We start from the raw sequence: 21,552 nt of genomic DNA, 5'->3' as shown, positions 1-21,552 counted from the left end.
GAAGGAGTAGTCATGCTTTTACAAGGTCAGGTAGGTCAGCAAGCGGTTGCGAAGGGTTCAAATCCGACTGTCCGCATGTCGGCGCAGGGTGAGTTGGTCGTGTCCGAGCTGCACGGTCGTTACGCGGAGTCCTCACTCAATGGTAATAACTTTCACGCGAATACCGCTGGCGCGGGCGTGACGCTGGTTGCCGCGAATGCAATCGGCGCGGCGCTTCCGGCAGCCGGTGCAGCGATTCCGGTGCTCGGCCTGCTGAACCCGGTCAACTCGGGCGTCAACCTCGTTATCAATCGCGCGAAGGTACTGACGCTCTCTGGCACGCCGGGTGGTGGTTTCATCTACGGCTACCTCAACGGCCAGGCGGCCAACTACACCGGCGCGAGCAGCAAGGGCGTCCAAGCCTCGACGCTGCAACAAGGTGGCAAGGCGCAAGTGATCGCGAACGCCGCCCTGGCTGGCACGACCCTCACGGTGTCGGAGCTTCGCCAGATCGGCGGTCCGGCGGCAATCGCAGCTGGTGCGGGCATCTACACGACGGACGAGGAAACCGCAGGCGACGTCATCGTCCCGCCGGGTGCAATCCTCGGCATCTTTGCCCAGGCAACCGGCACCACGCACATCGTGAAAGCCAGCCTGTCTTGGGAAGAAGTGAGCGTGTCGCTCGGTCAGTAATGGCGTGACGTAGCTCCGAGTCGACATGAGCTTGGAGCTACGCCCGGACCATCAACCATGACGAAATACCTCTACTACCCGGACACACTGCGGTACGCAGGCGAAGTGGCCGATACGGCCTCGGCGCAGTTCTGCCTCACGGTTGCGCCGCCGGTCAATAGCGACCCGAATTCGATTGTTGTCGCGGACGTCGCGAACAATGCGTGGATCGTGCGTCTGATGAACTCGACCGAGCTGGCGTCGGCACGGGCCGCACGGAATGCCGAACTGCGCGCCGCATACGACAACGCGATCCTGCAGCCGGTCAGCTACACCAGTCAGGGCGGCGTGACGCAGACGTATCAGGCCGATCCAGACAGTGTCGGAAACCTGATGCAGATGCTGGCCGCGTTCCAGTCCGTCGGAGCCACGCCAGCAGGCTTCTATTGGGTCGCGGCAGATAACACGCATGTTCCATTCACCTATGCGGATATGCAGGGACTCGCGCTGGCGATGGCTGCTCCCGGCGTGGTCGCATTTGCGCACTTGCAGACGCTGAAGGCTGCCGTGAATGCCGCCGCGACGTACGCCGCAATTCAGTCGGTGCAATGGACGGAGGCATCTCCATCATGAGCTATGCGAGTGTCGCCGATCTGCAGACGCGCTATCTCGATCGTGATCTGATTGCCGTTACGGACGAAACGAACCAGGCCGTGATTCCGGAGCGCTTGCAGGCGGCGCTCGACGATGCGAGCGCGGAGATCGACGGGTATCTGGCGATGCGCTATGAGTTGCCGCTCACGGACGCCGTGCTGCTGACGCCGCTTGCCACGCCCACGGTGCTGATCCGGGCGTGCTGCGAGATCGCCATCTACTGCGCACAGACGCTGCGGCCTCACGACGACATCAAGGACGCACGGCAGCGCTACGAGGACTGGATCAAGATGCTCAAGCTCATGAGCACGGGGGACATTCAAATCAATGGCGCGCTGCTCAAGGGCGGCCAGGCCGTCGAACCTAAGGATGCGTCGCAATCGCCAGGTGCTGCGCAGTTCAGCGTTGGCCGTTGCAGCGATCCGTTCGCGAGGAGACATCGGTAATGGGACTGCTGGCAGAGATCGAAGCCGGGCTGATCGCGCAGCTGACACCAGCCTTCACGAATCCCGGAGATGCGCGGCCGTGGCTGAAAGTCGAGAGCTGGCCGACCCGGCCAGAAGGTTACAAGCTCACGGGTGCGGGCGACGTGTTGGTGATCTACAAGGGCGCGCGTTACAAGCCGGAAAGCACCTCGTCGGTGTTCTACCTTACGCAGCTTGAATTCGAGATCACGATCCGTTCGCGAACACTGCGCGACAACGCGGGCGCATATGACTTGATCGAAACCGCCCGCCGGGCCACCTGCGGCAAGCGCCTCGAGGCGTCGGCGGGGATCACGCTGGCGGTACGTGATGACTTCATCGACTACGGCGAGGGCGTCTTTGCCTATGCGCTTGTCGTACAGGTTCCGGTCGTAATCGTCCAGGACGTTGACGAGCCCGCCGGGCCATGGGTCGACAGCAGCAGCGGTGCAGGAACCCCGCTTTCGGACATCAACTACGTACCTGCTTGAATTTTTTACTGGAGGGCGCAATGCCGAGTTTCATCTATAAGGGTCCTGCAACCGGACTCACATTTACCGGCGGTAAGGAAATCATGCTGTTCGACGGAACTCAGGTTGAGCTGCCCGACTGCGAAGAGGTACAGACCTTGAAGGCGCTTGGTCGGCTCACTCCCGTTCGCGTGGTCTCGGGCCAGCCGGCCACGATGCCAACCGCGTCGGCATCTGACGACAAAAAAGGAGCGTAAGCATGGCAGCGAACTATCTGCATGGGGTGGAAACGATCGAGGTCGACTCCGGTGGCCGCCCGGTGACGCTGGTGAAGACGGCCGTGATCGGCCTGGTCGGTACGGCCGTGGCCGGCGCGGTGAACAGCCTGATCACCGTGACCAGCGATCGCGATTTCGCGCAGTTTGGCCCGCACGCTGCCGGCGCAACGATTGTCGATGCGTTGAACGCGATCTTCGACCAAAAGCCGACCGTGGTGCAGGTCATCAACGTACTGGACCCGACCGTACACAACACGGCGGTAACCGCCGAACCGATCACGCTAGGCGCGACTGACACGGCAACGCTCGCCCATCCGGGCGTTGTCACGTCGCTGCCTTCCGACATCAAGAGCGCCGATGGCAAAACAACGTACGTATCGGGCACTGACTATGCGCTTGATGCCGTGAGCGGGATCGTCAGTCGACTGCCCGGTGGCGCGATCGCGGCAGGCGCATCATTGCTGGCCGACTATAGCTATGCCGATCCGACGCAGATCACGGCGGCCGACATCATTGGCGGCGTGAATGCAGCGGGCAATCGCATCGGCATGCAGTTGTTCCAGGACGGCTACTCGCTGGTCGGCTACTTCGCGAAGCTTCTGATTGCGCCGGTGTTCTCGACCCAGGCGTCGGTTTCGGCCGCGCTTGAGGTGCTTGCCGGCAAGATCCGCGCGATTCAATTCTCCGATGCGCCAGCGGGCCTCACCGTGCAGCAAGCCATCAACGCGCGCGGTCCGGCTGGCACGATCAACTTCTACACGTCGAGCGAGCGATCGGTTCTGTGCTACCCGTACGTGAAGGTCTACGACGCCGCGAGCGATTCGAATGTGCTCGCACCGCTGTCGGCACGCGCAGCGGGATGTCAGTCCCGCAAGGATCAGGAAAACGGCTACTGGTGGTCGCCGTCGAACACCGACATTCAAGGAATCGTCGGTCTTGAGCGCAACATTTATTCGATGATCAACGATCCGAACTCCGACGCCAACCTGCTGAACGCGGCCGGCATCGTGACGGTGTTCTCCTCGTTCGGCACAGGTTACCGTCTATGGGGTAACCGCTCGGCCGCCTTTCCTTCGGAAACCGGGCCGAAGCAGTTCATCAATATCCGCCGTACCGCCGACATCATCGAGGAGAGCCTCGAGTATTTCACGCTGCAGTATGTCGACGGCCCGATCTCGAATGCGCTCATTGATGCCGTGGTCGAATCAGGTAACGGCTTCATTCGGAAGTTGGTCGGCGACGGCGCGGTAATCGACGGGCGCGTCTGGTACGACAAGACGCTCAATCCCGTGACCGAGCTCGAGGCGGGACACCTCACGCTCTCCTATGACTTTATGCCGCCGCCGCCGGCTGAACGCATCACGTATCAGGCGTCGGTCAACATCAACTATTTGAGCGAGCTGGGAGGTAACTAAATATGGCCGGCATCCAGATCAACCGCATTACCAACGCGAACATCTACCTGAACGGTAATAGCCTGCTTGGCACCGCCGACGAGGTGTCGCTGCCGGACGTCTCCGTAAAGGAAACCGACCACAAGGCGCTCGGCATGGTCGGGACGCTGATTCTCCCGTCAGGCTTCGACAAGCTCGAAGGCAAGATCAAGTGGAACAGCTTCTATCAAGATATCTGGCTTCAATTCGCCAATCCGTTCACGCCGGTGTCGTTGCAGTGCCGCTGCTCGGTCGATACCTACAACAGCCAGGGCCGCGTCATGCAGGTGCCGCTGGTGACGTTCGTGACGGCGACGATGAAGAAGCTGCCGCTCGGCACGTTCAAGCAGCATGACAACGCCGAATTCCAGTCTGAGTTCACGGCTACCTACGTCAAACAGCAGATGAACGGTGTCGACGTGATCGAACTCGACGTGATGTCGAACATCTTCAAGGTCGGTGGTGTCGACCAGCTCGACATCTACCGCACGAACATCGGAGGCTAATGTATGGAAACCATCGTTCTCGAATATCCGTTCAAGCTGGCAGATGGCCGCGAACTGAAGCAGGTTAGTCTGCGCCGGCCGAAGGTGCGTGAGCTGAAAGCAGCACAGCGCGCCGGCACTGGGGCCGACGATCACGAGCTGGCGCTGATTGCGTTGCTGTCCGAAGAGAAGTTGACGCCTGAAGATCTGGAGGAGATGGACCTGGCGGATTATTCCGTGGTCCAGCAGACCTTTCGACGCATGGCAACTCGACAGCCAAACAATCCGAAAGCTGTCGGGGCTGCTGGCCAGGTGGTTCAGGTTTCAGCCAAGTGAGATTGATGCGCTAGCCGTTGACGAATTCATCGCGTGGTGCGAAACGGCTAGCGAGCAGATGGAGGCAGTGCCGAAGTGATCAACGCTTCGGCCTGTCGCTTGTATCGGTGAAGTGAATCAAGCGACTGCCGAGCGCAAGCCCGAGATCAATGGCCCATAGCATCACGCCGAGCAGTAGCACGACCACCGTGATGAACGTGCTGACGACTATCACGGTGTCCCAGAAACCGTGCGCCTCTCGCCAGATATCCGGCAACGCGAAACAGCAGAGAAGACCCGCGAGCAGGTAGCAAACCGTATAAGCGAAGGCGCGCACAGGAGTGTCCTTGATGGGCAAGATGATCGAGTTAGGCATTCTACTCAGCCTCGTCGACACGGCAAGTTCGCCGCTGCGCATGTTCGGCAGCGCGCTCGAACAGACGGCCCAGCGTGGTGGGAATGCCATGCAGCGCCTGGGCGATCATTTCGACCGGATGTCGGCAAAGATGACCTTGATCGGCGCGTCTGCAGCCGCGCTTGGGGGCGAACTCACGCACCTCGCTGAAAAGCCGATTCACGCGTTCATGGAAATGGACTCGGCGATGAACGATCTCGCCGTTGCCACGCTGGACAAGACCGGCAAAGTTGGCGCGGGTTTTGATGCGCTTCGTTCGAAAGTTTTCGAGATTGATAACCGCCTGCCCGTCACCTCAGCGCAAGTCGCTGAGATCGGCACGGCGCTCAAGAGCGCAAACGTCACGACGGAACAGATGCTCTCTGGTGCGTACGATGCTGCCGCTAACCTTGCGGTCGTGCTCAGAATGCCCGGCGAAGAAGCCGCCACGATGGTTGCGCGGACCCGCGAAGCCTTTGCATTGGCCGGCAGCGAGCTGCCGAGGATGGCTGACGAAATTCAGCGCGCACGCTTTGCCTTCGGTATTACCCCCGGCGAGATCAAAGACGCAAACGCCTATAGCGCCCCGAGTCTCAACATACTTGGTCTAACCGGCATCGAAAATGCCAACAAGATACTGGCATTGCAAGGCATGGGTGCCGGTTGGAACTTTCAAGGTGGGAGCTTCGGAACTAACTTTGCGATGTTCCTCACGCGCCTTTCGAAAGGGCCTGAGATGGTCGAGATGGCAAAGAAGGGACTGAAAGGACAGGCTCGGAAAGCAATTGAACATGCGCATGTGAAATTCGATTTTTACGATAAGAAGGGGCAACTAAAGAGTGTCGAAGATATGGTGTCGATACTCCAAATAGCACGCGAAAAGCTCAAGGCTGCCGGCGGCGACAAGATGGTAATAGACGTCTTCTCCAGCATGTTTGGCATGGAGGCCGGCCGTGTGGCGGAGATGCTCGCGACAAAAGGAACGGCAGGATTTCAGGATTCTCTCAAGCGCATGTCAGACCAAGCGACTCTTGATCAACGCGTCGCACAGACCATGCAAAGCGCACAAAACATCTGGACGGTCTTCACGACCAACGTGACGAATGCGCTGGGTACGCTCGGTGGTCCTGCTGTTCAATGGCTGGAGCCGATGGTGATGAAGCTCGGTGACGCTGTTGCGGAAACCCGGAAGTGGTCAGAGGCGCACCAGACATTTGCCAGATGGCTCGTTGTCTCGGTAGGTGGCGTGGGTGCCCTGCTCACCACCTTCGGCGCACTCGCTGTGGCTGGAGGCATCTTCGCGAAGGTCGCTGGCGGCCCTCTGCGTCTGCTCGGCGGCCTGCTCGGAAAGAAGGGAGGAACGCTCGGCACCATTGGACACGCCCTCGAAGGCGTCGGGGTTCAGAGAGTGTTTGTCGTCAATATGCCGGGCGGCGGCCTGGGGGGAATCGGCGGCGGTCTGCGCGGCGCAGGCCGCTCGGCGGACGAATTGTTCTGGGGCGGCAGCGGTAAAAAGGCGGCCCAAGCGCTGGAAACAGCTGCAAAGCCGGTCGGCCGATTGGGGCGCGTCTTTGCAGCGGTGAAAGGAGCGCCTGGCGCTGTGCTCTCGAGGATGCCGGGGCTGGGCTTGCTCGGAAAAATTCCCGGACGCGGGCTGCTTCGCAAAGTGCCATGGCTGCGCACGGGCATGATGGCGCTCGACGTGATGAGCGTGGCTTCATCAGACGCCTCGGCTGCATCGAAGCGAGCGGCCTACACCGGCATCGCGGGCGGTGCGGCAGGCTCGGCCGTCGGCGGTCTGGTCGGCGGCGCAATCGGCTCGGTCGTTCCGGTATTGGGCACCGCAGTCGGCGGTTTCCTCGGCAGCATGATCGGCGGCTGGGCCGGCCAGAAACTGGGCGATTGGGCTGGCGGCAAGATGTTCGCCCAGAAGGCTGCCGATCACGTTGGCGAGCGCGTCAAGCAAGCGATGAATGGCGACGGTGCAAAGGCCGCCGGAAAAGGCCCTGACAAAGGCGTCCCAAAGCCCGCTGACATCAAGGTCGAGTACAAGCCGCAGATCATCATTCAGGGTGATCCACTGCCCGGCACGGCAGAGAAATTCGAGGCCATGCTTCGCCAGCACCAGGCGACCATCGCGAAGATGATCAGAGACATTACCGCCGGCCAGCAGCGTACGGCGTTTGGAGGTTGACGATGGCACTGAGTCTGACCGCGATCGGTGCGGGCGCGCTTCAGCGCGGGTTTGGCGCGGGGAACGTACGCGCGATCGCCGAGCAGTATGTGAATGATCTGCTGCGCTCCCAGTATCCCGCGTACCAGCATGCGTTGCTGGGCGACGTCGCATTCGACCTGATCACCTACTTTTCCGGTAGCGAAACGAAGTCAGCAGCGGAGTTCGCGGAACACAAGCTCATCGACGGCAAGCCGCGTCTGCAATGGGTGGGCGACAAGCTCGATGAGATCAACTGGAGCCTCGTGTTTCATGCCGGCTTCTGTGATCCGGAGGCCGAGCTGCAGAAGCTTAAAAAGCTGATCGCGGGTCATGTCGCCGCGCCGCTGCACTACTCGAGTGGCGACTACAAGGGCACCTTTGTGCCGACCGAATGCACGGTCACCAATCGACAGACGATGCGCGACGGCACATTGGTGTGGCTCGAGGCCAGCGTGTCGCTGAAGGAATACGTTCAGCCGCCCGTACTGGTTGAACAGACGCCGTCGCAACAACCGGTCGCGGCGCAAACGCGTGCGGCCGATGGTACGCGCAAGCCGCCGCGTACCGTAAAGAAAGCGCCGAAAGCCCGACCGATCACGTCTCCAATCTGCCGGAACTGATATGACGACGCCCATCGAAGCGATTGAGCACGTGACTGTCGACGGCGAGCGCTGGGACACGATCGCGTGGAATTACTACGGTGACCCGACCGCGTATGGCGCGATCATCGAGGCGAACCCGTCCGCCGATATCAAACCGACGTTGGCCGCCGGCGTGTTGCTGCTTATACCCGTGCTCACGCTTGATCAACAGGATGCCCAGCAGGTCAGCCAGGATTTGCCGCCTTGGAAACAGTAGCTCCCCAATCAGCCGCGACGCTTACCGCGACGGCGAGCCCCGAGCCGGTGCCGCATGGCACCGTGGTCATCAAATATCAGAACAAGGACATTACGGCGTCGATATCGCCGTACCTGACCGATGTCGTCTACGTCGACCGGATCGGCGGTCAGTCTGATTCGGTCGAGATCACTGTCGAAGATAGCGAGCAGCGCTGGCAAAACGCCTGGTATCCGACGCAAGGCGACACGTTGACGGTATCGATCGGCTACGCTGGACAAACGCTGCTGCCATGTGGCGTCTTCGAGATCGACGAAGTCACCCTCGAGGGGCCGCCCGACACGGTGCGTATCAAAGCGCTCGGCGCGGGCGTGAAGCGCTCGGTGCGCACGCGTAAGGGCCGTTCGTACGAAAACACGACGCTGGCGAATATTGCGGCCACCGTCGCGCAGCGCAACAAGCTGAAACTGGTGGGAAAAATCGAGACGATCCACATCACGCGCGTGACGCAGGCGTTCGAAAGCGATCTCGCATTCCTGCAGCGGATCTCGCAGGAGTATGGGTACTGCTTTTCGGTACGCGGCGGAAAACTGACCTTATATAAGCTCAGCGATCTGAAGGCTGCGAAGAACGTGCTCGTGATCAATCGAACCGATGTGACCCGCTATCGCTATCACGACAAGGTTCACCAAATCTACGTCGCGAGCACCGTGAGCTGGCATGATCCGCACGCCAAGCGAACGCATACCAAACGCGTGAAGGACCCGTCCTCGCATCTCTCGATGTACGACCACTATAGCGCCGACGAGCTCAATCTGAACGTCCGCGCGGAGAACGATACGCAGGCCAACCTCAAGGCGCAGGCCGCGCTCGAGCGTGCGAACGACGACCAGACTGGAGCGGATCTCACGCTCTATGGCAATACGAAGCTGGCAGCCGGCGTGAATGTGCTGGTGCAGGGTTTCGGCAAGATGAACGGGAAATACAACATTGCGCAGTCGACGCACCGGTTCTCGCGTCACAGCGGCTATTCGACGGAACTTGAAATGAAGCGTGTTCGGGAGGCGGTCAATGGGGCATGAAGCGAATCGCCCTGCGACGGGCGGAGTAAGGTTCAAGACCGGCGTCGTGTCGGCGATCGATGGCGCAGGCAACGTCAAGGTGACTTTCGACGACGTCGGCATCACCAGCTACTGGATCTCGGTCTGCTACCCGAAGACCAGCCAGGACAAGTTTTACTGGACGCCCGACGTCGGTGAGCAGGTGCGCTGCATTATGGACGAGCATCTCGAGGACGGGGCCGTGCTTGGCGCGATTTACTCGAGCGCCGATGCCGTACCGTGGGCATCCGCCGACAGATGCGGCGTACAGTTCAAGGACGGCGGCGGATTCTCCTACGATCGCTCGACTGGCAAAATGATCGTCGACACGATCAGCGACCTGACCGCGACCGTCGGTGGCGCGCTTGACGCAACGGTAACGGGCACGGCCACGGTAGTCGCCGCCGGCATCACCCTAACGGCCCCGGAGACCGTGATCGACGGCAACCTGCGCGTCAAAGGCGCAACGATGCTGGAGGGCGGCGTCGGTGGCGCGCCTGGTGCAGGGACCGCCATTCCCGGCAACGTGGTCGCCGAGCAGGACGTCATTGCGGGCACAATCAGCCTACAGGGCCACGATCACGACGATCCTCAAGGCGGAACGACCGGCCCGGCAAGACAGCCTTAAGCTTTTAAAGCGCTTTCCTGTAGCGCATGCGTTGATGTCGGCACACTGCGGTCATGCTGCCATCCGACATCAACGCCATCCCCACGCGATTCTTTCAGCCTGCGCTGTCTAGCGCGGTGAACGGTAGCCCGTCCGGCTATTTTTCAGACGCTCTCGGGATGGTGATGACCGATGTCGAAGACATCGAGCAGTGCATCACGATCATCCTGCATACGCCACTCGGCAGCGACCCGCACCGGCCCACCTTCGGTGCCGATCTCGATCGCTATGTGGATTACCCACTCGACTCGGCGCGCCCCTTCGTTGCACGGGAGATCCGGCGAGCGCTCGGCCTGTGGGAGCCGCGCCTCGATCTCGTCCAGGTGCTGGCGCAAGCATCCGACATCGCGCAGCTCGGCGTGGCCATCTATTGGCAGATCTCCGCTGATTACAGCAACCAGATTTTCGTGACCAACCTCGCTTTTGGGCAACTCGCATGACGAGCTTACTTGACCGCCAGCTGCCTGAGCCGGACTTCATCACGCGCGATCCCGCGCAGGTCACCGCCGACATGGTGTCGATGTATGAGGGGCTGACCGACAAGACGCTGTACCCGGCGCAGGTCGAGCGGCTGCTCATCAACACATTTGCCTACCGGGAAAGCCTCATTCGCGAGGCAATCCAGGACGCGGCGAAGCTCAACCTGGTGCGCTACTCGCGTGCGCCGATGCTGGATATGCTCGGCGAAAACGTCGATTGCGGCCGCATACTCGCAACGCCCGCAACCTGCACATTGCAGTTCGTCTTCGATGCGCCAGGCGTGGCGACCGTCTTGCCTGCCGGCACTGAGGTCGGCTCCGACGTGATATTCGCGACGACCGCTGACGTCAACGTGGCCGCCACGGACACGAGTGCCTCGATCAATGCGGTATGTACGGTGGCGGGGACTGCCGCGAATGGCTTTGTCGCAGGGCAGATCAGTGGGCTGGTCGGCACGGTCGCCGGCCTGAACATCACCGCTGCGCAGAATACGACCACGACCGGCAACGGCACCGACGACGAGATCGATGACAACTACCGCGAGCGTATCGTGCTCGCGCCGGAGAGCTTTTCGACGACGGGACCGTCGGATGCCTATGTCTACTGGGCAAGGTCGGCCAACTCCAGCATCGTCGACGTGACTGTGCTATATCCGGAGGTAGCACTGAGCGGCTCGCAGGTGATATCGAAAAATGGCGTGCCGCCCGGTTGCGTGTTCCTGTATCCGCTCACCTCAACCGGGCTGCCGACGCAGGTCGTCAAGGATCAGGTGCTGGCCAGCTGCACGGATCTGAAGCGCCGACCGCTCACCGACTATGTGCAGGTGCTCGATCCGGTCGAAGTCGATTACCAGATCGTCGCGCAGCTCACGCTCTTCAACACCGCTGACGAGGAGGTCGCACTCGCCCAGGCCAACACGGCGATCGCCGCCTACGTTGCCGCGCGTGAGCAGCAGCTCGGGCTCGATATCGTGCGCGAACAGATCATCGGCGTGCTCAATGGGCCGAGCGCCTACGGTGTCTACAGCACCAACTTGATCCAGCCAGCTCTGGACCAGGTGCTGTCGAACCAGCAGTGGGGGCACTGCACATCCATCCAGATCAGCATCGCCGGCACTACGGACGGCTGATATGACGAGCTTCGTCATTCCATCGCTGCTGCCGCCGCCGCTTGCCCGCGATCTGAACTGCCGGGCGATGGAAACGCTCGCCGGCCGGCTGTCGACGCTCGATCTGACGCCGTTGGTTGTCTACGACTTCGATACGGTGCCTGCATCCGCGCTGCCGTCGCTCGCCGAGCAGTTCCGTGTGCTGGGGGATGCAGGCTGGAATTTGGCCACGACCGAAGCACAGCAGCGTGCCCTGTTGAAGGAAGCCGGCGCACTGCACCGCATTCGCGGAACGCCTTACGCGGTGAGCCGCGTGCTGGAAATCCTCGGCCTGACCGCTTCGCTTGCCGAGTGGTTTGCGACTGCGCCACCGGGCGTGCCATACACCTTCACGATCACTGCCGACACGCTGGATCAGCCGGATGGCTCGCCACCGCTCGATCCCGTTCGCTGGGGGCAGATCGCGCGGGTGGTGAATTTCTGGAAAAACGCGCGTAGCGGCTTCGGCTTCATGGCCACGAGTAACTCGATTGCGCTCGGGACCGGTGTGGCGATGTTGGCCTATGGCGAGGAAACCGAGGCAATTGCGGCGAATTTTGATGGCGACGCCATTGGCTTGCCGATGCTGCAGGCCGCGATCGCGGTTGGCTCCGAGGCCGCTGCGATCACCGCCACGATGGTCGATACCGGCCCCTCGGTGCTGGGCATGCCGCTGCCCGTCACCATGAACACAGGCACCCCATAACGGAGCAATTGATTCATGACGCAACGAACCATTACGCTAACGCTTACCGATGTCGGACGCGCAGCCCTAATCAATGCCGCGCAGCAGAGCATGGACGTGCAGTTCACGGCGGTCTCTTTGGGCTCGGGAACGGTCGCACTTGACAACGCGGCCACCGCGCTGACGAATCTGCAAGAGCAAAAGCCGATTTTTGAAGCCAAGCAGCTCGCACCGGGCCAGTTGCGTATCAGTGCGCTGTTCGATACCGACCCGACTACCGCCTATACGGCGACCGAACTGGGTCTGATCGGCGACGGCGTGCTCTTCGGCGTGTGGAGCACGACCGACCCGACGCAAGCTCTCGTCGTGCGAACGCCGGGCGTGCCCTATACGGCGACGATTACGGTCGGGTATGGTCAACTGCCATCACAGAACATCTCGGTGGTGATTCAGCCTCTCGATAGCGCCGTGCAAATGATCGTTTCGGATGCAATCAACGCGTTGCTGGCTGAATCGGACCCGTTCCCGCAGTACCTGAATAACCCCAGAGGCGACGCTCGCTACGACCCGCTGGGAAGCGCTGCCGCCGCAATCGCGGCGCATGATCAGGCCGCCGACCCTCATCCCGAGTATTTGACTGACGCGCGCGGCGATGCTCGTTACGACCCGCTCGGCAGCGCCAACTCAGCGCTTGGATCGCTCACCGGATTCATGTTCCCGTTTGCGGGGGCGTCGGTTCCCTCGGGCTTTTTGCTTGCGAATGGTGCAGCTGTTTCACGCGCCACATACGCCGGCCTGTTCGGCATCATCGGTACGACCTACGGTGCTGGCGATGGAGCCACGACGTTCAACCTGCCAGATACACGCGGCGTCGGCCTTCGCGGCTTCGACAACGGACGCGGGCTCGATCCGGGCCGGGCGCTGGGCTCATATCAGGGTGACGCGTTCGCATGGCATGGTCACGGTGTCAGCGACCCGGGCCATGCCCACGGCATTGCTGATCCTGGGCACAGCCACGGAGTCAATGATCCAGGGCACGAGCACTCAATACGTATTGCCGTCGGCGGTGGCGATATCGGGCTGATCAACATCAATGGCGGTCAACTGACGTCCGAAAATACGGATGCTGCTACGACTGGCATTTGGCTATCTGGAAGCGGCACCGGCATCGGTGTCTACGGCTCTGGGACTGGCATATCAATTCAAGGTGCCGGGGCATCGGAGACGCGTGGCAAGAACCTCGCCGTGAACTTCGTGATCAAATACTGAGACAAGCATGACCACCACCAAAACAGCATACCAGTGTGATTCTCGCGGCGTTTTGATCGGAGCGACCGTGGTACAAGAAGACGCGTTCGAGCCCGGCATGTTTCTTCTGCCCCCGAACTGCACGCTTGTTGCCCCGCCGGCATTTGATCCGTCGGCGCAACAAGCGGTCTGTACGAACGGCGAGTGGACAATACAGGCACTCCCAGCTACGACTGCGCAGCCTGCATCAATTGCTCAGCCGCTTCCTACTGCAGAGAATAAGCCGGAAGCCGGAGAGAATCAGATTGCAGTGATCGTCGATGGACAATGGCAACTCCTGGCCGACTATCGGGGCACGACATATTGGCTGCCGGACGGGTCCAAGCACCAAATTCTTGTCATCGGCGAAACGCCTCCTGAAAATGCATTACCGTCCGCGCCTCCGGCACCTGCACTGACGCTTTCTCAGGCCCAGTCCGAACAGATCGTGATTCTGCGGGCCGCTTATCAGTTCGCGATCCAGCAGCCTGTCGAATTTACGACCGAAGGTGGCCATACCGATACTTTTGCGGCCGACACGCAAAGCGTGAACAACCTCGAGGCAATGCTTTGTGCCTACGCAAAATCACTGCAATTCCCTCTCAACCTGTGGCTGAACGCGGCGGGCGTCCCTGTGACCCCGTTCACGTTCGCTGATTTGCAAGGGCTTGCGCAAGCTATCGCGAATCAAGCGACGCCGGATTATCAGGAGCTGCTTGCCAAGATCGCTGCCGTCATGGCGGCAACGACAGTCGATGCAGTCAGCGCGGTAACGTGGTAACGGCGTAGGAGGCAAAAGAAATGCAGCTTTTCCCGAATGGCGGCGTGGCGACGCCCCCCAATGTCGTGAATGGACAACCGATCCCGCCAGGCGGCTCGGGCGGCTGGGGGCAAAATCGCGCGCCTGGCGTCAACGGTACGCCGGCAGACGCCGACACGCTCAACGACATTCTCGGCAATCTGCTGCGCGTCCTGCAGGCGGCCGGCGTCACGCCTACGCCGAATCGGTATGACGACTTGCTCCAAGCATTGACCGCGCTTTACACGCCGGTCAATGCAGACTGGAACGCTACCTCCGGCCCAGCGAAGATTCTGAACAAGCCCGCGCTTGATATCGCGGTCTGTCCTTCTCTAGTGGTCGAATTCGGCAACAACGGGCAGTCCAACGGCGGCAGGGGAATCGATCAAGGCAACTGGTATCAGCTCAATTTCAACATCGGAGCGAATTCGTACAACGGCTTTCCGTTCACACCAAACCCGGACGGTACCGCCCAGCTTGAGGAGGGTGGCGTATATCTAGTTTGTTGTAACGCGAAAATCATTTCCTCGAATAGCGATGCATATCCGATTCCGGTGCAGATGGCGGTAGCCACCGGGCAAGCCTACGCCTATCCCGGCATCTACCAGTATGCGGTTCAGAAATTTCCCGATCCGCCAGTCGGCAACCAGAGCGTTTCGGGCGTCGTCGGAAATGTCTCCTTCAGTGGCGTGATCGCGAGTTGGGGCGCAGGGCCACTCTGGCTTGGTTTTTCCAAGGTCGTCGGCGCGTCGGGCGCAGCGCTGTCCCTGCAGGGAACCATCTCCTACACGAAGATCGGCTAATTACATACGAGGAACCATGACCCACCCGATAATCCCGTGGCTCGGTGGAAAACGGCGTCTCGCCGATCAGCTCATTCCGCTCTTTCCGCCACATGAGTGCTACGTCGAAGTGTTCTGCGGTGGGGCTGCGCTCTATTTCCTGCGGCCGATTCCTGCGGACGTCGAGGTGCTTAACGACATCAATGGGGATCTCGTCAACCTATATCGGGTCGTGCAGAACCACCTCGAGGAGTTCGTTCGGCAGTTCAAGTGGGCGATTTCCAGCCGGCAGGTATTCAAGTGGCACCAGCAGACGGTCCCGGAAACCCTCACCGATATCCAGCGGGCAGCCCGGTTTTTCTACCTTCAGCACCATGCTTTCGGCGGCAAGGTCAGCGGTCAGTCGTTCGGGACAGCTACGACGTCGCCGACGGTGAACCTTCTGCGCATTGAGGAAAGCCTGTCGTCGGCCCATTTGCGGCTGGCCGGCGGTACGACGATCGAGAATCTGCCATGGGAAGATTGCCTGCGGCGATACGATCGCCCACACACGTTCTTCTATATGGATCCGCCGTACTGGGAAACGGAGGGCTATGGTGTGCCCTTTGAATGGTCCGAATACGAGCGCCTGGCCCATGCGATGCGAACCTGCAAGGGCCGCGCCATGCTGTCAATCAATGACCATCCCGCCATTCGCGCCTGTTTCGATGGGCTGATAACGCACGAGATCGGTATCAAGTACAGCGTCGCGAACAGTCAGGGCAAGCCGAAAGAAAGTGGAGAGTTGGTCATCACCAACTATGAACCGATGGCCACGGGCGGTCTATTTTGACTTTACCGAAGGAAAATGAGATGGAAATTCACCACGATCAGTCCTCCAGTCGCGTTGTTTGCGCCGCGAATCGAAAGCGATTCACCGGTGAGGTTGTGCTAGGTCTGCGCCATTGGGATGCTTTCATGAAGAAATTGGATACGGAAGGTGACCCTGTAGATCAGGGTTTCGTCGACAGCAGGGGCACGTTTTTGAGCCGCACCGCCGCATGGAAAGTTGCTTATGCTGCTGGCCAGATTATTCGTCGTGTCGGTGGTGACGAAGCGGACGGCGGAACGCTTTATTCTGAGAATCTCTACTGACGCGCTCCTAGCGCACCGTATGCAATTATGTTGTTGCGGATGCAAGCCCGGATTGATTCAAATATCTCACCGTAGTCGCGCTATTTATCGCGGCGCGCTTCAGCGACCTGGTGTTCAAGAACACTTTCGCCGACATCGAGACGATCCTCACGCGCTGCGGAGCGAACGGTACGCGTTTCGAATTCGAGTGCTACGACATTTCGCACCTGTACAACCTTGCGCATTTTGTCGACCGCGGGCTCGCGAAGCCGCCGTTCTTCGTGCAAAGCGTGTTCGGCCTGCTCGGCGGGATCGGTGCCCATCCGGAAGACCTGATGCACATGCGCCGCACGGCCGACCGCCTGTTCGGCGGCGACTACGTGTGGTCGATCCTCGGTGCCGGCCGCAACCAGATTCCGCTCGCGACGATCGGCGCGGCACAAGGCGCGAACGTGCGCGTCGGGCTCGAGGATTCGCTGTGGATCGCGCCGGGCAAGCTCGCGGAATCGAGCGCCGCGCAGGTGCTGAAAATGCGCCAGGTGCTCGAAGGCCTGTCGCTGGAGATCGCGACACCGGCCGAAGCGCGCGCGATGCTCGCACTCAAGGGCGGCGACGCGGTGAATTTCTGACCGCGGGTCGCGCCCCGACACCCGAACCCGCAAGCGCAGTGACAAGGCGCCGGCCCGAGCCGGCCGGCGCCCGGACGCCCATCATCGCCCCGCTCCGTTCGAGCGCCGCCGGCGCGGCTCCGTCGTCTGCCCATCCGCTGCATGCCCCGCAGCGGCATTTGCCGAACGCGGCGCACCGTGCTTGCCGTGCGCGCCGGTTCGCCCTTACCGGAGTCGTCCGCATGTCCACTCATCACGCCCAGGCCCTGCCTTCCGCCGCCGGCGACGCGAGCGCGTCGCTGAACCGGCTGCTGTTCCGCAAACTCATGCCGTTGCTGATCGCCGCATACGTGATCAGCTTTCTCGACCGCACCAACATCGCGTTCGCCAAACATTCGATGGGAGTCGATCTCGGCATTTCATCGGCCGCGTACGGACTCGGCGCGGGGCTGTTCTTCCTGACCTATGCGCTCTTCGAAATCCCGAGCAACCTGATCATGCATCGCGTCGGTGCCCGCTTCTGGATCACGCGGATCATGATCACCTGGGGCGCGCTGTCGATCGCGATGGCGTTCGTCCGCGGCGAGACGTCGTTCTACGTGATGCGCCTGCTGCTCGGGGCCGCCGAAGCCGGGCTGTTTCCCGGCGTGATGCTGTACCTGACGTACTGGTTCGGCCGCGAGGAGCGTGCGCGCGCGACCGGCTACTTCCTGCTCGGGGTGTGCATCGCAAACATCGTCGGCGGCCCGCTGGCCGGCGCGCTGATCGAACTCGACGGCACGCTCGGTTTCCACGGCTGGCAATGGCTGTTCGTCGTCGAAGGGATTCCGGCGATCCTGCTCGCCTTCGTCGTGTGGGCACGGTTGCCGGATCGTCCGGGCACCGCGCCGTGGCTTGCCCCGGAGACCGGACGCGCACTCGAACGCACGCTGGCCGCCGAGCAGGATGCGGGCGTCGGCACGCACGGCGGGCATGCGTTCGGCGCGGCACTGCGCGATCCGCAGATCTGGCTCGCGATCTTCGTGTACTTCTGCCACCAGTTGACCATCTATACGGTGATTTTCTTCCTGCCGGGCATCATCGGCGCCTCGGGACGCTTCTCGCCGTTCGCGGTGGGGTTGTTGACCGCGCTGCCCTGGCTCGCCGCCGCATGCGGCGCCGCAACGCTGCCGCGCTTTGCACGCGAGTCACGGCATGCGCGCCGGATGCTGTGCGCGGGGCTGGTCGTGATGGCGGCCGGGATGGTCGGCGCGGCGCATACGTCGCCGGTTGCGGGGCTCCTGTGCGTGTGCGTGGCCGCATCGATGTTCTTCGTCGTGCAATCGATCGTCTTCACGTTTCCCGCGTCGCGGCTGGCCGGTAGCGCACTGGCGGGCGGACTCGGGCTCGTGAATACGTGCGGGTTGCTCGGCGGCTTCGTCGGGCCGACCGTCGTCGGCGCGATCGAACAGGCCACCGGCAATGCGAAGAACGGGCTGACCCTGCTGGCCGCCGCGCTCCTCGTCGCCGCGTTCGCGAGTCTCGCGTTGCGTCACGGGCACGAACGCCGGGCCGCACGATCGCACGGCTGACGGCGGGCCGGATCCGGGATGGCGAGATGCGGACGGAGCACGCCGCCCGGATCTCGCCCCGCTCGATCAGAACAGATCCATCCGCGCCACACACCCCGCGCCCGAAAACTGGCGCGTCGTCACGACGTATCCCATGACCTCGAGCGCGGGCCCTTTTGCACGAAACGCAGCGCGAGGAACCCCGCGCACCGCGCCGCGACACCTCGGCGCCCCGGTAAGCGGCGCCGAATCGACACAGAGGACGTGGCCCGCCCTCAGCCGCTCGGGCGCGTCAGCGTGCCGTCGTCGCAGGCGCGTTCACGGCGGCAACCGCACTCGCCCGTCGCTCCGCCAGCCGCTGCGCGAACCGGTACGCAACGAGCGAGCCGGCCACGGCCAGCAGCATCGGCACGAGGCTGTCGTGATTCGCGCGCGTGAATTCGAGCAGCAGCACCACGGCCGTGATCGGCATCTGCATCGACGCGGCCAGGAACGCGGTCGCGCCGATCAGCGCACACCCGCCGATCGATGCGCCCGGCCACACGAGGCTCCACAGACCGCCGAGCACGACGCCGATCAGTGCGCCGTTCGCCAGGCCTGGCGTCAGCAGGCCGCCCTCCGCGCCGGCCCGCAGGCTGCCTGCCTCGATCAGCACCTTCAGCACGAGCAACGCAGCGGCCAGGCCGATCGTCAGCGTGCCGTCGAAACCCAGCGACGCCGGCCCCTTGCCGTTGCCGAGCAGTTGAGGAAACCCCATCGCGAGCACACCGATCACGACGAAATTGACCAGCGCGAACAGGGGCAGCCGCCAGTCTTTCGGCGCGTTCGCCCGCGCGCGGGTCGTGAGCCGCACGAAACCGTATGCGGCGAAACCGAACAGCGGCCCGCAGACGATCGACCACGCGACGAGCGGCGTGCTCAGCACGAACGGCGGCACCGTGTACTGGTGCTCGTTGCCGAGGCCGATCCACGCGACGGCCGCCGCGATCGCCGAGGTCACGACCGCGACGACCAGCGCACGCAGCTCGAACGTGCCGAGCAGCACTTCGAGCACGAAGATCGCGCCGCCGAGCGGCACGTTGTAGACCGCCGCGAGGCCCGCGCCGGCGCCGCACGCGACCATCAGCCGGCAGTCGTCGGGCGTGAGCCCCGCGGCGTGCGCAAACCGCCCGGCCAGCAGCGAACCGATCTCGCGCGGTGCGACTTCGCGGCCCAGCGGCGAGCCGAGCGCAACGGTGACGATCTGCAGCAGCGCGTGAACCGTCGTGCTGACGAACGGCATCCGCGGATCGGCCGCACGCACCGCGCGGCGGATGCTGACGAGCGGCCGGCCATACCGGTAGAGCGCCCACCAGCCGCCACCGGCGACGATTCCGCAGACGGTCAGCACCGCGACCCGGCGCAGCGGATCGGCGCCGGTCACCCCGTCGAGGAAGCTCTCGGAACCGATCACGTGCGCGATGCTGTAGCCGTACGCGATGTGCTGGATCGCATGCAGCAGCAGCGCGAGCAGCATGCCGCCCAGGCCCGCGCCAAGACCGGTCAGGACCGTGACGACGGCCATCCGCGCGAACGGGCTGGCAGGCGGCGGAGAGGATGCGGGAGCGGACGGCAGATCGAGGCGCATGAGGTCGGCGAACGGGATCGAAAGGACGGCGCGCAACACGCGCACCGTCGTCAGGACCGCATCGTAGGCCCGCACCGATCATGAGACAAACGTATTTTTAGCATCGACTCATGCATCTGATGAATACATGAGATCGGACGAGGCCGTGCGCCCCGCCTTCCGCGTCAGTCCGGATACGTCACGCGCTCCGGTTCGCGCCGCATGATCACCTTCCCGTGGCGAACCGACAGCGTGGCCTTCGCCTGCCGGCGCACGGCTTCGTAGTCGCTGTCCGCGTCGAGCACCACGAGATTCGCCGGACGCCCGGCCGCGATGCCGTAGCCGTCGCCGAGATGCAGCGCCGTCGCGCTGTGGTCGGTCACGAAGTCGAGGCACCGCTGCAGGTCCTCGTAACCCATCATGTGGCAGATATGGAGGCCCGCGTCGAGCACGCGCAGGATGTTGCCGTTGCCGAGCGGATACCACGGATCCTTGATCGAATCCTGCCCGAAGCACACGTTGAGCCCGGCGCGGTCGAGTTCGGCGACGCGCGTGACGCCGCGCCGCTTCGGAAACGTATCGAAGCGTCCTTGCAGGTGGATGCTCTCGGTCGGGCACGAGATGAAGTTCAGGCCCGCGCGCTTCAGCAGCCGGAACAGCTTCGAGCAGTACGCGTTGTCGTACGAGCCCATCGCGGTCGTGTGGCTCGCGGTCACGCGGGCGCCCATCCCGCGCACGCGCGCGGCTTCGGCGAGCACTTCCAGAAAGCGCGAATGCGGGTCGTCGGTCTCGTCGCAATGCACGTCGACGAGGCAGCCGGTGCGTTCCGCGAGGTCCATCAGGAAGCCGATCGAGCTGACGCCCTGCTCGCGCGTGTTCTCGAAATGCGGAATGCCGCCGACGACATCCGCGCCGAGGTCGATCGCCTGCTCCATCAACGCGCGGCCGCCGTCGAACGATTCGATGCCCTCCTGCGGAAACGCGACGATCTGCAGGTCGATCAGCCCGCGCGCCTCGTCCTTCACTTCCAGCATCGCCTTCAGCGCGGCGAGCGTCGGATCGGTCACGTCGACGTGCGTGCGCACGTGCTGGATTCCATGGTCGCGCAGCATGCCGATCGCCGCATGCGCGCGCGCTTTCGTGTCCTCGTGCGTGATCGTCGCCTTGCGTTCGGCCCAGCGCTCGATGCCCTCGAACAGCGTGCCGCTCATGTTCCATGCCGGCTCGCCGGCCGTCAGCACCGCATCGAGGTGGATATGCGGCTCGACGAGCGGCGGAATCGCGAGCCGGCCGCCGCCGTCGATATCGCCGGGGTTCGCCGGCGCGATCGGCGCGGATTGCGCATCGATCCGCGCGATCGTGCCGCCGTCGATGCCGATCGTGAACAGGCCGTCGCGGCCGCGCAAGCGTACGTTGAACAGATTCATGTGGAGGCCCCTTGTTGTATGCATGACGCGCGCCGCGCGATTGGCGCCGGCGGCCGTGCGATCCCGGTGACCAGTATGGATGAAAAACATCGATGCGCGCACGCG

25 protein-coding genes and 1 pseudogene are annotated in these 21,552 nt (G+C 62.5%); 23 read left to right on the top strand and 3 right to left on the bottom strand.

Going from position 1 to position 21,552, the window contains the following annotated elements:
• Positions 1-12 precede the first annotated feature (12 nt).
• Genes AC1VVG_RS26585 through AC1VVG_RS26550 form a run of 8 tightly spaced genes read left to right on the top strand, consistent with a single transcriptional unit; the run spans position 13 to position 4,771 of the window.
• On the top strand, positions 13-672 hold the full coding sequence (locus AC1VVG_RS26585) for a hypothetical protein (RefSeq protein WP_482836731.1): 660 nt from the start codon (positions 13-15) through the stop codon (positions 670-672).
• Positions 673-729: 57 nt separating this feature from the next.
• Entirely contained in the window at positions 730-1,284 is a 555-nt protein-coding gene (locus tag AC1VVG_RS26580; RefSeq protein WP_482836729.1) for a DUF4376 domain-containing protein, read from the top strand.
• Positions 1,281-1,751: a gp436 family protein gene (locus AC1VVG_RS26575; RefSeq protein ID WP_482836728.1), complete on the top strand. Its 471-nt coding sequence runs from the start codon at positions 1,281-1,283 to the stop codon at positions 1,749-1,751. Before AC1VVG_RS26580 ends, AC1VVG_RS26575 begins: the two co-directional genes overlap by 4 nt.
• Positions 1,751-2,260: a Gp37 family protein gene (locus tag AC1VVG_RS26570; RefSeq protein ID WP_482836727.1), complete on the top strand. Its 510-nt coding sequence runs from the start codon at positions 1,751-1,753 to the stop codon at positions 2,258-2,260. Before AC1VVG_RS26575 ends, AC1VVG_RS26570 begins: the two co-directional genes overlap by 1 nt.
• A 20-nt stretch (positions 2,261-2,280) precedes the next feature.
• Complete coding sequence (locus AC1VVG_RS26565; RefSeq protein WP_482836726.1) at positions 2,281-2,496, top strand: hypothetical protein; 216 nt, start codon at positions 2,281-2,283, stop codon at positions 2,494-2,496.
• A gap of 2 nt (positions 2,497-2,498) precedes the next feature.
• Positions 2,499-3,932, top strand: coding sequence for a phage tail sheath subtilisin-like domain-containing protein (locus tag AC1VVG_RS26560; RefSeq protein WP_482836725.1), 1,434 nt, complete (start codon positions 2,499-2,501; stop codon positions 3,930-3,932).
• 2 nt (positions 3,933-3,934) lie between these two features.
• Complete coding sequence (locus AC1VVG_RS26555; protein WP_482836723.1) at positions 3,935-4,456, top strand: phage major tail tube protein; 522 nt, start codon at positions 3,935-3,937, stop codon at positions 4,454-4,456.
• 3 nt (positions 4,457-4,459) lie between these two features.
• The gene (locus tag AC1VVG_RS26550) at positions 4,460-4,771 is read left to right on the top strand and encodes a phage tail assembly protein (RefSeq protein ID WP_482836722.1); all 312 of its coding nucleotides are present in this window, start codon (positions 4,460-4,462) and stop codon (positions 4,769-4,771) included.
• A gap of 79 nt (positions 4,772-4,850) precedes the next feature.
• On the opposite strand, the gene AC1VVG_RS26545 is transcribed toward AC1VVG_RS26550, so the two are convergent.
• Positions 4,851-5,126, bottom strand: a complete 276-nt coding sequence (locus tag AC1VVG_RS26545; RefSeq protein ID WP_482836721.1) for a hypothetical protein — start codon at positions 5,124-5,126, stop codon at positions 4,851-4,853.
• On the opposite strand from AC1VVG_RS26545, the gene AC1VVG_RS26540 reads away from it, so the two are divergent.
• The 15 genes and pseudogenes from AC1VVG_RS26540 to AC1VVG_RS26470 all read left to right on the top strand — a co-directional run bounded on the left by AC1VVG_RS26540 (position 5,101) and on the right by AC1VVG_RS26470 (position 18,435).
• Positions 5,101-7,338: a phage tail tape measure protein gene (locus AC1VVG_RS26540; protein ID WP_482836720.1), complete on the top strand. Its 2,238-nt coding sequence runs from the start codon at positions 5,101-5,103 to the stop codon at positions 7,336-7,338. The two genes, AC1VVG_RS26545 and AC1VVG_RS26540, sit on opposite strands and share 26 nt — an antisense overlap.
• 2 nt (positions 7,339-7,340) lie before the next feature.
• Entirely contained in the window at positions 7,341-7,979 is a 639-nt protein-coding gene (locus tag AC1VVG_RS26535; protein ID WP_482836719.1) for a phage tail protein, read from the top strand.
• Position 7,980: 1 nt separating this feature from the next.
• Positions 7,981-8,217, top strand: a complete 237-nt coding sequence (locus AC1VVG_RS26530) for a tail protein X (RefSeq protein WP_482836718.1) — start codon at positions 7,981-7,983, stop codon at positions 8,215-8,217.
• Positions 8,205-9,278, top strand: a complete 1,074-nt coding sequence (locus AC1VVG_RS26525) for a phage late control D family protein (RefSeq protein WP_482836716.1) — start codon at positions 8,205-8,207, stop codon at positions 9,276-9,278. Before AC1VVG_RS26530 ends, AC1VVG_RS26525 begins: the two co-directional genes overlap by 13 nt.
• Positions 9,268-9,924: a phage baseplate assembly protein V gene (locus AC1VVG_RS26520; RefSeq protein ID WP_482836715.1), complete on the top strand. Its 657-nt coding sequence runs from the start codon at positions 9,268-9,270 to the stop codon at positions 9,922-9,924. Before AC1VVG_RS26525 ends, AC1VVG_RS26520 begins: the two co-directional genes overlap by 11 nt.
• A 53-nt stretch (positions 9,925-9,977) precedes the next feature.
• Entirely contained in the window at positions 9,978-10,403 is a 426-nt protein-coding gene (locus tag AC1VVG_RS26515; RefSeq protein ID WP_482836713.1) for a GPW/gp25 family protein, read from the top strand.
• Entirely contained in the window at positions 10,400-11,572 is a 1,173-nt protein-coding gene (locus tag AC1VVG_RS26510) for a baseplate assembly protein (protein WP_482836712.1), read from the top strand. The genes AC1VVG_RS26515 and AC1VVG_RS26510 overlap by 4 nt, the downstream gene beginning before the upstream one ends.
• A gap of 1 nt (position 11,573) precedes the next feature.
• Positions 11,574-12,296 carry a phage tail protein I gene (locus tag AC1VVG_RS26505; protein WP_482836711.1) on the top strand — a complete coding sequence of 241 codons (723 nt, stop codon included), beginning with the start codon at positions 11,574-11,576 and terminating at the stop codon, positions 12,294-12,296.
• Between the two features lie 15 nt (positions 12,297-12,311).
• Entirely contained in the window at positions 12,312-13,544 is a 1,233-nt protein-coding gene (locus AC1VVG_RS26500) for a tail fiber protein (protein ID WP_482836710.1), read from the top strand.
• A gap of 7 nt (positions 13,545-13,551) precedes the next feature.
• A complete protein-coding gene (locus AC1VVG_RS26495; RefSeq protein ID WP_482836709.1) occupies positions 13,552-14,343 on the top strand; it encodes a hypothetical protein in 792 nt (263 codons plus the stop codon).
• 20 nt (positions 14,344-14,363) lie between these two features.
• A complete protein-coding gene (locus tag AC1VVG_RS26490) occupies positions 14,364-15,164 on the top strand; it encodes a hypothetical protein (protein WP_482836708.1) in 801 nt (266 codons plus the stop codon).
• Between the two features lie 16 nt (positions 15,165-15,180).
• The gene (locus tag AC1VVG_RS26485) at positions 15,181-15,975 is read left to right on the top strand and encodes a DNA adenine methylase (RefSeq protein ID WP_482836706.1); all 795 of its coding nucleotides are present in this window, start codon (positions 15,181-15,183) and stop codon (positions 15,973-15,975) included.
• 20 nt (positions 15,976-15,995) lie between these two features.
• Positions 15,996-16,277, top strand: a complete 282-nt coding sequence (locus AC1VVG_RS26480; protein ID WP_482836704.1) for a Y16D family protein — start codon at positions 15,996-15,998, stop codon at positions 16,275-16,277.
• Positions 16,278-16,381: 104 nt separating this feature from the next.
• Positions 16,382-16,885 (top strand): annotated as a pseudogene (locus AC1VVG_RS26475) (beta-keto acid cleavage family enzyme); the annotation flags it as partial.
• A 221-nt stretch (positions 16,886-17,106) separates the two neighbouring features.
• Positions 17,107-18,435, top strand: a complete 1,329-nt coding sequence (locus tag AC1VVG_RS26470) for an MFS transporter (protein ID WP_034191445.1) — start codon at positions 17,107-17,109, stop codon at positions 18,433-18,435.
• A gap of 271 nt (positions 18,436-18,706) precedes the next feature.
• Here the strand turns inward: AC1VVG_RS26470 and AC1VVG_RS26465 are convergent, their stop codons facing one another.
• Positions 18,707-20,041 (bottom strand): chloride channel protein, encoded by a 1,335-nt coding sequence (locus tag AC1VVG_RS26465; protein WP_124669419.1) that lies wholly within the window; start codon positions 20,039-20,041, stop codon positions 18,707-18,709.
• Positions 20,042-20,205: 164 nt separating this feature from the next.
• Positions 20,206-21,447: a cytosine deaminase gene (codA, locus tag AC1VVG_RS26460; protein ID WP_034191446.1), complete on the bottom strand. Its 1,242-nt coding sequence runs from the start codon at positions 21,445-21,447 to the stop codon at positions 20,206-20,208.
• Between the last annotated feature and the right edge of the window lie 105 nt (positions 21,448-21,552).

The organism is Burkholderia sp. L-4, assembly GCF_056856535.1.
Note: the sequence above shows the minus strand (reverse complement) of the source record. Positions and strands in the feature narration are given on the sequence as shown.

What these genes read in the sequence shown, in the direction of transcription:
- AC1VVG_RS26585 (WP_482836731.1), top strand. Translation starts at nt 13, where the DNA reads ATGCTTTTACAAGGTCAGGTAGGTCAGCAAGCGGTTGCGAAGGGTTCA.
- AC1VVG_RS26570 (WP_482836727.1), top strand. Translation starts at nt 1,751, where the DNA reads ATGGGACTGCTGGCAGAGATCGAAGCCGGGCTGATCGCGCAGCTGACA.
- AC1VVG_RS26505 (WP_482836711.1), top strand. Translation starts at nt 11,574, where the DNA reads ATGACGAGCTTCGTCATTCCATCGCTGCTGCCGCCGCCGCTTGCCCGC.
- AC1VVG_RS26540 (WP_482836720.1), top strand. Translation starts at nt 5,101, where the DNA reads ATGGGCAAGATGATCGAGTTAGGCATTCTACTCAGCCTCGTCGACACG.
- AC1VVG_RS26550 (WP_482836722.1), top strand. Translation starts at nt 4,460, where the DNA reads ATGGAAACCATCGTTCTCGAATATCCGTTCAAGCTGGCAGATGGCCGC.
- AC1VVG_RS26530 (WP_482836718.1), top strand. Translation starts at nt 7,981, where the DNA reads ATGACGACGCCCATCGAAGCGATTGAGCACGTGACTGTCGACGGCGAG.
- AC1VVG_RS26545 (WP_482836721.1), bottom strand. Translation starts at nt 5,126, where the DNA reads ATGCCTAACTCGATCATCTTGCCCATCAAGGACACTCCTGTGCGCGCC.
- AC1VVG_RS26560 (WP_482836725.1), top strand. Translation starts at nt 2,499, where the DNA reads ATGGCAGCGAACTATCTGCATGGGGTGGAAACGATCGAGGTCGACTCC.
- AC1VVG_RS26485 (WP_482836706.1), top strand. Translation starts at nt 15,181, where the DNA reads ATGACCCACCCGATAATCCCGTGGCTCGGTGGAAAACGGCGTCTCGCC.
- AC1VVG_RS26565 (WP_482836726.1), top strand. Translation starts at nt 2,281, where the DNA reads ATGCCGAGTTTCATCTATAAGGGTCCTGCAACCGGACTCACATTTACC.
- AC1VVG_RS26510 (WP_482836712.1), top strand. Translation starts at nt 10,400, where the DNA reads ATGACGAGCTTACTTGACCGCCAGCTGCCTGAGCCGGACTTCATCACG.
- AC1VVG_RS26520 (WP_482836715.1), top strand. Translation starts at nt 9,268, where the DNA reads ATGGGGCATGAAGCGAATCGCCCTGCGACGGGCGGAGTAAGGTTCAAG.
- AC1VVG_RS26535 (WP_482836719.1), top strand. Translation starts at nt 7,341, where the DNA reads ATGGCACTGAGTCTGACCGCGATCGGTGCGGGCGCGCTTCAGCGCGGG.
- AC1VVG_RS26575 (WP_482836728.1), top strand. Translation starts at nt 1,281, where the DNA reads ATGAGCTATGCGAGTGTCGCCGATCTGCAGACGCGCTATCTCGATCGT.
- AC1VVG_RS26515 (WP_482836713.1), top strand. Translation starts at nt 9,978, where the DNA reads ATGCTGCCATCCGACATCAACGCCATCCCCACGCGATTCTTTCAGCCT.
- AC1VVG_RS26480 (WP_482836704.1), top strand. Translation starts at nt 15,996, where the DNA reads ATGGAAATTCACCACGATCAGTCCTCCAGTCGCGTTGTTTGCGCCGCG.
- AC1VVG_RS26465 (WP_124669419.1), bottom strand. Translation starts at nt 20,041, where the DNA reads ATGCGCCTCGATCTGCCGTCCGCTCCCGCATCCTCTCCGCCGCCTGCC.
- AC1VVG_RS26470 (WP_034191445.1), top strand. Translation starts at nt 17,107, where the DNA reads ATGTCCACTCATCACGCCCAGGCCCTGCCTTCCGCCGCCGGCGACGCG.
- AC1VVG_RS26580 (WP_482836729.1), top strand. Translation starts at nt 730, where the DNA reads ATGACGAAATACCTCTACTACCCGGACACACTGCGGTACGCAGGCGAA.
- AC1VVG_RS26500 (WP_482836710.1), top strand. Translation starts at nt 12,312, where the DNA reads ATGACGCAACGAACCATTACGCTAACGCTTACCGATGTCGGACGCGCA.
- codA (WP_034191446.1), bottom strand. Translation starts at nt 21,447, where the DNA reads ATGAATCTGTTCAACGTACGCTTGCGCGGCCGCGACGGCCTGTTCACG.
- AC1VVG_RS26495 (WP_482836709.1), top strand. Translation starts at nt 13,552, where the DNA reads ATGACCACCACCAAAACAGCATACCAGTGTGATTCTCGCGGCGTTTTG.
- AC1VVG_RS26555 (WP_482836723.1), top strand. Translation starts at nt 3,935, where the DNA reads ATGGCCGGCATCCAGATCAACCGCATTACCAACGCGAACATCTACCTG.
- AC1VVG_RS26490 (WP_482836708.1), top strand. Translation starts at nt 14,364, where the DNA reads ATGCAGCTTTTCCCGAATGGCGGCGTGGCGACGCCCCCCAATGTCGTG.